Origin of the sequence: Streptomyces sp. NPDC056948 (assembly GCF_042674225.1) — a bacterium.
GTDB classification, from domain to species: Bacteria; Actinomycetota; Actinomycetes; order Streptomycetales; family Streptomycetaceae; genus Streptomyces; species Streptomyces purpurascens.
Map to the genome: position 1 here is coordinate 1 of NZ_JBHUQX010000465.1, position 6,828 is coordinate 6,828.

Sequence of the window (6,828 nt, forward strand, 5' to 3'; positions counted from 1 at the left end):
GCGCTGCGCGGCGGCGGCCGGGGCGACCGGATCGGCGGCGGTCTCGATCCGCAGGCCCAGAAGCGCGAGCTGCTGCGCAAGCTCCAGGAGAAGCGACAGCAACAGCGGGAAGGACAGGAGGGCGGTACGACCGACCTGTCGTCGTGAGCCTCCCCCGTCCGGGGGAGACCGTCCCCTCGCGCGCGGGATCCTCCCGGGACGTCCGGCGGATGTACTGAAGCGGTCGCGACACCGCGACCGACGGACACCCGGGAGGAAACACGATGGGCGTGTGGACAAGACGACGGCTGCTCACCTCGGCGGCCTCGGCGGTCTCGGCGGCGGGCCTCGCCGCCACGGCGGCCGTACCCGCGCGGGCGGCGGCCGGAAGGCCCCGGCCGGGGGACGCCGACATCGCGGACACCCTGCGGGCGCTGCCCGGACTGCGGCTGATCGAGGAGCGGCAGGACGCCGAAGCGGGGTACCGGCACTTCGTCCTGGGCCTGCGCCAGCCCGTCGACCACACCGACCCCGCGGCCGGCACCTTCGAGCAGCGCCTCACCCTGCTCCACACCGCCGCCGACCGGCCCACGGTGCTGTTCAGCACCGGCTACCACGCGGTCCTCACCCCCCGGCTGACCGAACCGGCAACGCTGCTGGGCGCCAACCAACTCCAGGTGGAGCACCGCTACTTCGGCACCTCACGCCCGGCGGAACCCGGCTACACCCACCTCACCGTCCGCCAGGCCGCCGACGACCATCACCGCGTCGTCCGGCTCTTCCGCCGGATCTACCCCGGCGCATGGCTCTCCACCGGCGGCAGCAAGGGCGGCATGGCGAGCGTCTACCACCGCCGCTTCCACCCCGGTGACGTGGACGGCACGGTGGTCTACTCGGCCCCGAACAACGTCGACGACCGCGAGGACTCCGCCTGCCTGCGCTTCCTGGAGACGGTCGGCACCGCCCCCGACCGCGAGGCCGTCAAGGCCGCCCAGCGCCGGATGCTGGAGCACCGGGCCGAGCTGGTCGCCCGCTACGAGGCCTGGGCGGCCGCCAACGGCGACACCTTCCGCATCATCGGCAGCGCCGACCAGGCGTTCGAAATCGCCGTGCTGCGGGTGCTGTTCATGTTCTGGCAGCGCGCGACGCCGGCCGACACCGCCGCGATTCCCGGCCCGGAGGCGACGACCGACGAGCTGTACGCGTGGCTGGACAACTGGGCGGGGCTGTCCCTGTACGCCGACACCGCGGCCCGGCGGTACATCCCGTACTGGTACCAGATCGGCACGCAGTTGGGGTACGGCGATGTCCCCACCTCCCACGTGGCGGACCTGCTGCGCCACCCGGACGGCATCGCGGCGCGCAACTTCGTCCCCCGGGACATCCCCATGGTCTTCGACACGACCGCCATGCCGGACATCGACCGCTGGGTCCGCCGCCGCGGCAGCCGGCTGCTGTTCGTCAACGGCGCCCAGGACCCGGCCGTGGCCGAGCACTTCCGGCCCGGGGGTGCCGACTCACGGCTCCTGTGGGTGCCGGGCGGCAATCACAACGTCGACATCGCGAACCTGTCCCCCGCCGACCGGGCGTCGGCGGAGGAGGCGTTGTTCCGCTGGGTCGGTCAGGAGTACTTCACGCAGACGTTGGGCACGTAGCCCACGGTGCCGCGGTAGTTGACCTTGCGCCAGTAGTGGTAGCTCTTGATCCCGCAGGCGTTCTTGTACGAGCCGCCGTCGACACCCTTGATGTCGCAGCCCTTGGTGCCCTTGTACCAGAGGCGCAGGATGGTCGACTTGGTGCTGGCCGACTTGCGCACGTTGACGTTCGACAGCGCCGTGAGGCTCTTGCACTTCGCCGTGGCCGCGACGGTGGTCATGTCGTCGTTCTGCACGGTCGCCGTGCCGGAGGCACTCGGTACGAATCCGGCCAGGGCCAGGGCCGCGACCGCCACCGGGGCGATCAGAAGCTTCTTCAAAGGTTCCTCCCGTTTTTTGGTACGTCATGCTCACGCCCAGAGGCGCGAGTTGATCTTAGGCGTACCCGACAGGAGGTCGGTGATCAGGGTGCGGGTGGCCAGGCGTCACCCCAGTCCGCGTCGCGTGCGGCCTTGTACAGGTCGCCGTGGCGCTTGGTGACGGTGGTGCGGTTCAGGGACGGTTCGGTCTCGCAGAGGTCGAGGAGGACCTGGCCCTTGCGGATCTGGGGCTTGCGTACGACGCGTGCGGGAGCCGGTTCGACGGGGAAGCGGGCGGCGGCGACGTAGCTGAACTTCTCGTCCTCGTAGGGGAGGGAGCCGCCCTTGACCTGGCGGTGCAGGGAGGAACGGCTGACCCGGGCGGAGAAGTGGCACCAGTCCGTGCCCGGGACGATGGGGCAGGCCGCGCTGTGCGGGCAGGGGGCGGCGATGTGGAAGCCGGCGGCGATCAGCCGGTCGCGGGCCTCGATGACGCGGGCGTAGCCGTCGGGGGTGCCGGGTTCGACGATCACGACGGCTTGGGCCGCGGCCGCGGCGGCGTCGACGAGGGCGGTGCGGTCGGGGGCGGTCAGCTCATTGAGGACGTAGGAGACCGTGACGAGATCCGTGCTCTCGAGGGTGAGCGCCGCTCCGATCCGGGAGCGCTGCCACCGCACGTCCCGCAGGGCCGGGTTGGCCGCGGCGATCTCCCGGCCCAGAGCCAGCGCGGGCTCGGCCCAGTCGAGCACGGTGACGGGCCGCTCCCCGTCCCAGGTCGCCGTCACGGCCCAGGCCGCGGCGCCGGTACCGCCGCCGACGTCCAGGTGCCCGCCGGGCGCCCACTCGGGCACGGCATCCGCGAACGCCTCCAGCGCCGACCGCACCGCCTCGAAGGTCGCGGGCATCCGGTAGGCCGCGTAGGCGGCCACATCGGCCCGGTCCCGAAGGATGGGAGCGTCGGTCGGGGTGGCCCCGCGATAACTGGCGATCAGCCGCTCGACCGCCCGCGAGGCCTGCCGCGGCGGCAGCCCGTCGAGCAGACCGGCGAGAGCGGTACGGAGGATTTCGGCAGCCGGGGGTGCGGGGGCGTTCACCCGGCGATTCTACGAGGGGGCCAGGGGTGGGAGAGAGCGGTGCTCGGGCGGCAGGGGCTGCTCGCGCGTGGAGAGCGGGGCTCGCGCGGGAGAGCGGGGCTCGGGGTGGGGAGCCGGCCGAGGTGGGCAGGCGGCGCCCGCGGGCAGGGCGGCCCCGGGCCGGAGAGCAGACCTAGCGGACCGGCCCGCCGCTCAGAGCGGGCGCTCGCGCGGGGAGAGCGGCGCTCGCGCGGGGCTCGGGCTGGGGAGCCAGCACAGGTGGGCAGGCGGCGCCCGCGGGCAGAGCGCCCCCGGGCCGGAGAGCAGACCTCGCGGACCGGCCCGCCGCTCAGAACGGGCGCTCGCACGTGGACAGCGGCGCTCGCGCGGGGCTCGGGCTGGGGAGCCGACCGGTGCGGGCAGGCGGTGCCCGCGGGCAGAGAGCCCGGCCTGGAGAACGACCCTCGCAGACCAGCCCGCCGGTCATTTCCGGGGGCGGCGCTCTCAGATTCCCCGTACCGCTCGGGCCACCCGTGCCCCCGCCGCTGCCCTGGGCGCGTTGTCCGGGCGGCGGCGGCGTGGGTGGACCGTGTTGGTGAGGAGGATCAGGAACGTGTCCGTCGCCGGGTCGAGGACGAGGGACGTGCCGGTGAAGCCCGTGTGGCCGGCCGCTCCCCGGCCGGCCAGGTCGCCCATGAACCACGGCTGGTCCAGGGAGAAGCCGAGGCCGGGCGGGGTGAAGAGGAGGTCGACGAAGTCGGGGCCGAGTATGCGGGCGGGGCCGTAGGAGCCGCCGGCGAGGAGGGTGCGGCAGAACACCGCGAGGTCCCGGCCCGTGGAGAACAGGCCCGCGTGGCCCGCCACACCGCCCAGCGCCCAGGCGTTCTCGTCGTGGACCTCGCCCCGCAGCATCCCCCGGTCCGCCTTGGCCCACGGCCGCCGCTGGTCCTCCGTGGCCGCCGCCCCGGCGCACGGCCCGAACTCCGTCGCCGTCATGCCCAGCGGCCGGGTGATGCCGTCGCGGACAAGGACGTCGAGGGTGCGGCCGCTGACGCGTTCCAGGACGTACTGGAGGAGGAGCATGTTCAGGTCGGAGTAGCAGTACGTGCCGGGCACGCCCACCGGCGGCTCCGCCTGGAGCATCGCCAGCCGGTGCGCGGCGTCGGCGCAGTCGTACAGCGGGAGTTCGGGCCGCAGCCCGGAGGTGTGGGTGAGCAGTTGCCGCACGGTGAGGCCGTGCCGGGCCGCCCCCGTGAAGTCGGGCAGATACGCCCCCACCTTCGCGTCGATGCCCAGCGTGCCGCGCTCGATCTGCTGCACGGCGGCCACGGACGTGAACAGTTTCGTCAGAGATGCCAGGTCGAAGGGCGTGCCGACGGTCATCGGGACGCGGTCCTCGGCGGGCAGCTCCACACCGGCGTCGGCGGCCTCGTCGTAGGCCGCGTACCGCACGGCCCAGCCCGCCGCCTCCTCCACCGCGATCACGGGGCCGCGCCCGACGACCAGGACCGCGCCCGGCGCCCAGGGGCGCCGCCCGGTGGTGAGGACGTGGACCTCCCGGACGAGCTGACGCAGTTCCGCGGGGTCGAGTCCGGCCCGTTCCGGCGTGCCGTCGCGCAGTCTCGGTGCGCTCAGCTGTCCGCTCCCTCCGCGCTCGCGGTCCTGCTCTCCGTCTCCGAGGCCTTCGAGGTCTTCGAGGCCCTCCAAGGTCGGCACATTCCCACGAAGCAGGCCACTGCCACCAGTGCGGCGGCCAGTTGGACGACGGCCATCGGGACGGCGGTGTCCTCGCCGGCGACGCCGACGAGCGGGGAGGCGATCGCGCCGATGAGGAACGACGACGTGCCGAGCAGGGCGGACGCGGAGCCGGCGTTGTGCTTGGTGCGCATCAGCGCGAGGGCCTGGGTGTTGGGCAGGGTGATGCCCATCGCGGACATCAGCACGAAGAGCGCGACGGCGACGGGCGCGAGACCGACCTCGCCGAACACGCCCGTGGACATCAGCAGCAGCGCGGTCGCGGCGGCGACGACGATCGCCAGGCCGATCCCCAGCACCCGGTCCAGGCTGACCCGGCCGACCAGGATCTTGCCGTTGATCTGGCCGACGAGGACCAGCCCGACGGAGTTGACGCCGAACAGCAGGCTGAACGTCTGCGGGGAGGCGCCGTAGATCTCCTGGATGACGAAGGGGGACGCCGAGATGTAGGCGAAGAGCGAGGCGAAGGCGAAGCCGCCGGTGAGGGTGTAGCCGGCGAAGGACCGGTCGGCGAGCAGGCCGCGCATCGCGCGCAGGGCCTCGCCGACGCCGCCGCTGTGGCGCTCGGCGGGCGGCAGGGTCTCGGGCAGCTTCGTCCAGACCAGGACGCCGATCGCGATGCCGATGACGGTGAGGACGACGAACACGCCCCGCCAGTCCGTCACGCGCAGGACCTGTCCTCCGATCAGCGGCGCCACGATCGGGGCGACTCCGGAGATCAGCATGAGGGTGGAGAAGAAGCGGGCCATGGCCATGCCGTCGTAGAGGTCGCGGACGACGGCCCGGGCGATGACGATCGCGGCGGCGCCCGCGAGGCCCTGGGCCAGCCGGAAGGCGACCAGGAGTTCCACGGTGGGGGCGAGGGCGCACAGGACGGTGGCGACGACGAAGACGGCGAGCCCGGCGAGCAGCGGCCGGCGGCGCCCCCAGCGGTCGCTCATCGGCCCGACGACGAGCTGGCCGAGCGCCATGCCGGCCAGGCAGGCGGTGAGCGTGAGCTGGACGGTCGCGGCGGGCGCGTGCAGGGAGCGGGTGACCTCCGGCAGCGACGGGAGGTACATGTCCATCGCCAGCGGCGGTACGGCCGTCAGGCTGCCGAGGAGGAAGGTGACGAGGAGCCCGGTGCGGCGGTGCGGTGTGAGGTCGGGCCGCTCCGTCTCTGCTGCGGCCCCCTGCGCGGTGTTCGATATGGACGCCCCACCCTCGGGCATGAGTCCCTCCCTGTTCGATTCGATCGCCCCCTATGCTCTCAGCTCGTACGGACTGCTCGGGGTCACAAGGTGAAGGCGGGTCGGGAATGACGGCGGACACGGTGCGATGGGGCATCCTGGCGACCGGTGGGATCGCGGCCGCGTTCACGGCGGATCTGTTCGACCTGCCGGACGCGGAGGTCGTGGCGGTGGCGTCGCGGTCCGAGGAGTCGGCGAAGGCGTTCGCGGAGCGGTTCGGGATACCCCGGGCGTACGGCGACTGGAACGCGCTCGCGCGGGACGAGGACATCGATGTCGTCTACGTGGCCACACCGCACACGGCGCACCGGACCGCCGCCGGTCTGTGTCTGGCGGCCGGGCGGAACGTGGTGTGCGAGAAGCCCTTCACGCTGAACGTCGGCGAGGCGGCGGAACTCGTCGCGCTGGCGCGGGAGCACGGGCGCTTCCTGATGGAGGCGATGTGGATGTACTGCAATCCGCTGGTGCGCCGGCTGAAGTCGCTGGTGGACGACGGTGCGATCGGCGAAGTACGCAGTGTGCAGGCCGATTTCGGGCTGGCCGGTCCTTTTCCGCCCTCGCACCGGCTACGGAATCCGGAGCTGGGCGGGGGCGCGCTGCTCGATCTCGGCGTGTATCCGGTGTCGTTCGCGCAGCTTCTGCTCGGGGAGCCGTCGGACATCGCGGCGCGAGCGGTGCTCTCCGAGGAGGGTGTCGATCTCCAGACGGGAGCGCTGCTCTCCTGGGAGAGCGGCGCTCTTGGTTCGGTGCACTGCTCCATCGTCGGCGGTACGGCGACCTCCGCCTCGGTCACCGGCTCGCAGGGCCGCATCGACATCCCGGACGGGTTCTTCTTCCC

General features: G+C 72.9%; 7 protein-coding genes. 3 read left to right on the forward strand and 4 right to left on the reverse strand.

The features are described from left to right. Both ACFTZL_RS38350 and ACFTZL_RS38355 read left to right on the forward strand, forming a co-directional pair. Positions 1-147: DUF6243 family protein (locus ACFTZL_RS38350; protein WP_382593120.1), on the forward strand; the 147-nt coding region annotated here is incomplete at its 5' end. 116 nt (positions 148-263) lie between these two features. Continuing rightward, on the forward strand, positions 264-1,634 hold the full coding sequence (locus ACFTZL_RS38355; protein ID WP_382593103.1) for a S28 family serine protease: 1,371 nt from the start codon (positions 264-266) through the stop codon (positions 1,632-1,634). Here the strand turns inward: ACFTZL_RS38355 and ACFTZL_RS38360 are convergent. The 4 genes from ACFTZL_RS38360 to ACFTZL_RS38375 all read right to left on the reverse strand — a co-directional run bounded on the left by ACFTZL_RS38360 (position 1,601) and on the right by ACFTZL_RS38375 (position 5,972). Next, a complete protein-coding gene (locus ACFTZL_RS38360; protein WP_382593106.1) occupies positions 1,601-1,954 on the reverse strand; it encodes a hypothetical protein in 354 nt (117 codons plus the stop codon). The genes ACFTZL_RS38355 and ACFTZL_RS38360 overlap by 34 nt on opposite strands. Positions 1,955-2,037: 83 nt before the next feature. Continuing rightward, positions 2,038-3,027 (reverse strand): small ribosomal subunit Rsm22 family protein, encoded by a 990-nt coding sequence (locus ACFTZL_RS38365; RefSeq protein WP_382593108.1) that lies wholly within the window; start codon positions 3,025-3,027, stop codon positions 2,038-2,040. Positions 3,028-3,510: 483 nt separating this feature from the next. After that, positions 3,511-4,713, reverse strand: a complete 1,203-nt coding sequence (locus ACFTZL_RS38370; protein ID WP_382593111.1) for a serine hydrolase domain-containing protein — start codon at positions 4,711-4,713, stop codon at positions 3,511-3,513. Beyond that, on the reverse strand, positions 4,638-5,972 hold the full coding sequence (locus tag ACFTZL_RS38375) for a multidrug effflux MFS transporter (protein ID WP_382593114.1): 1,335 nt from the start codon (positions 5,970-5,972) through the stop codon (positions 4,638-4,640). Before ACFTZL_RS38375 ends, ACFTZL_RS38370 begins: the two co-directional genes overlap by 76 nt. 86 nt (positions 5,973-6,058) lie before the next feature. Between ACFTZL_RS38375 and ACFTZL_RS38380 the strand changes: the two genes are divergently transcribed. Beyond that, a partial coding sequence (locus ACFTZL_RS38380) for a Gfo/Idh/MocA family protein (RefSeq protein ID WP_382593117.1) occupies positions 6,059-6,828 on the forward strand: 770 nt, incomplete at its 3' end.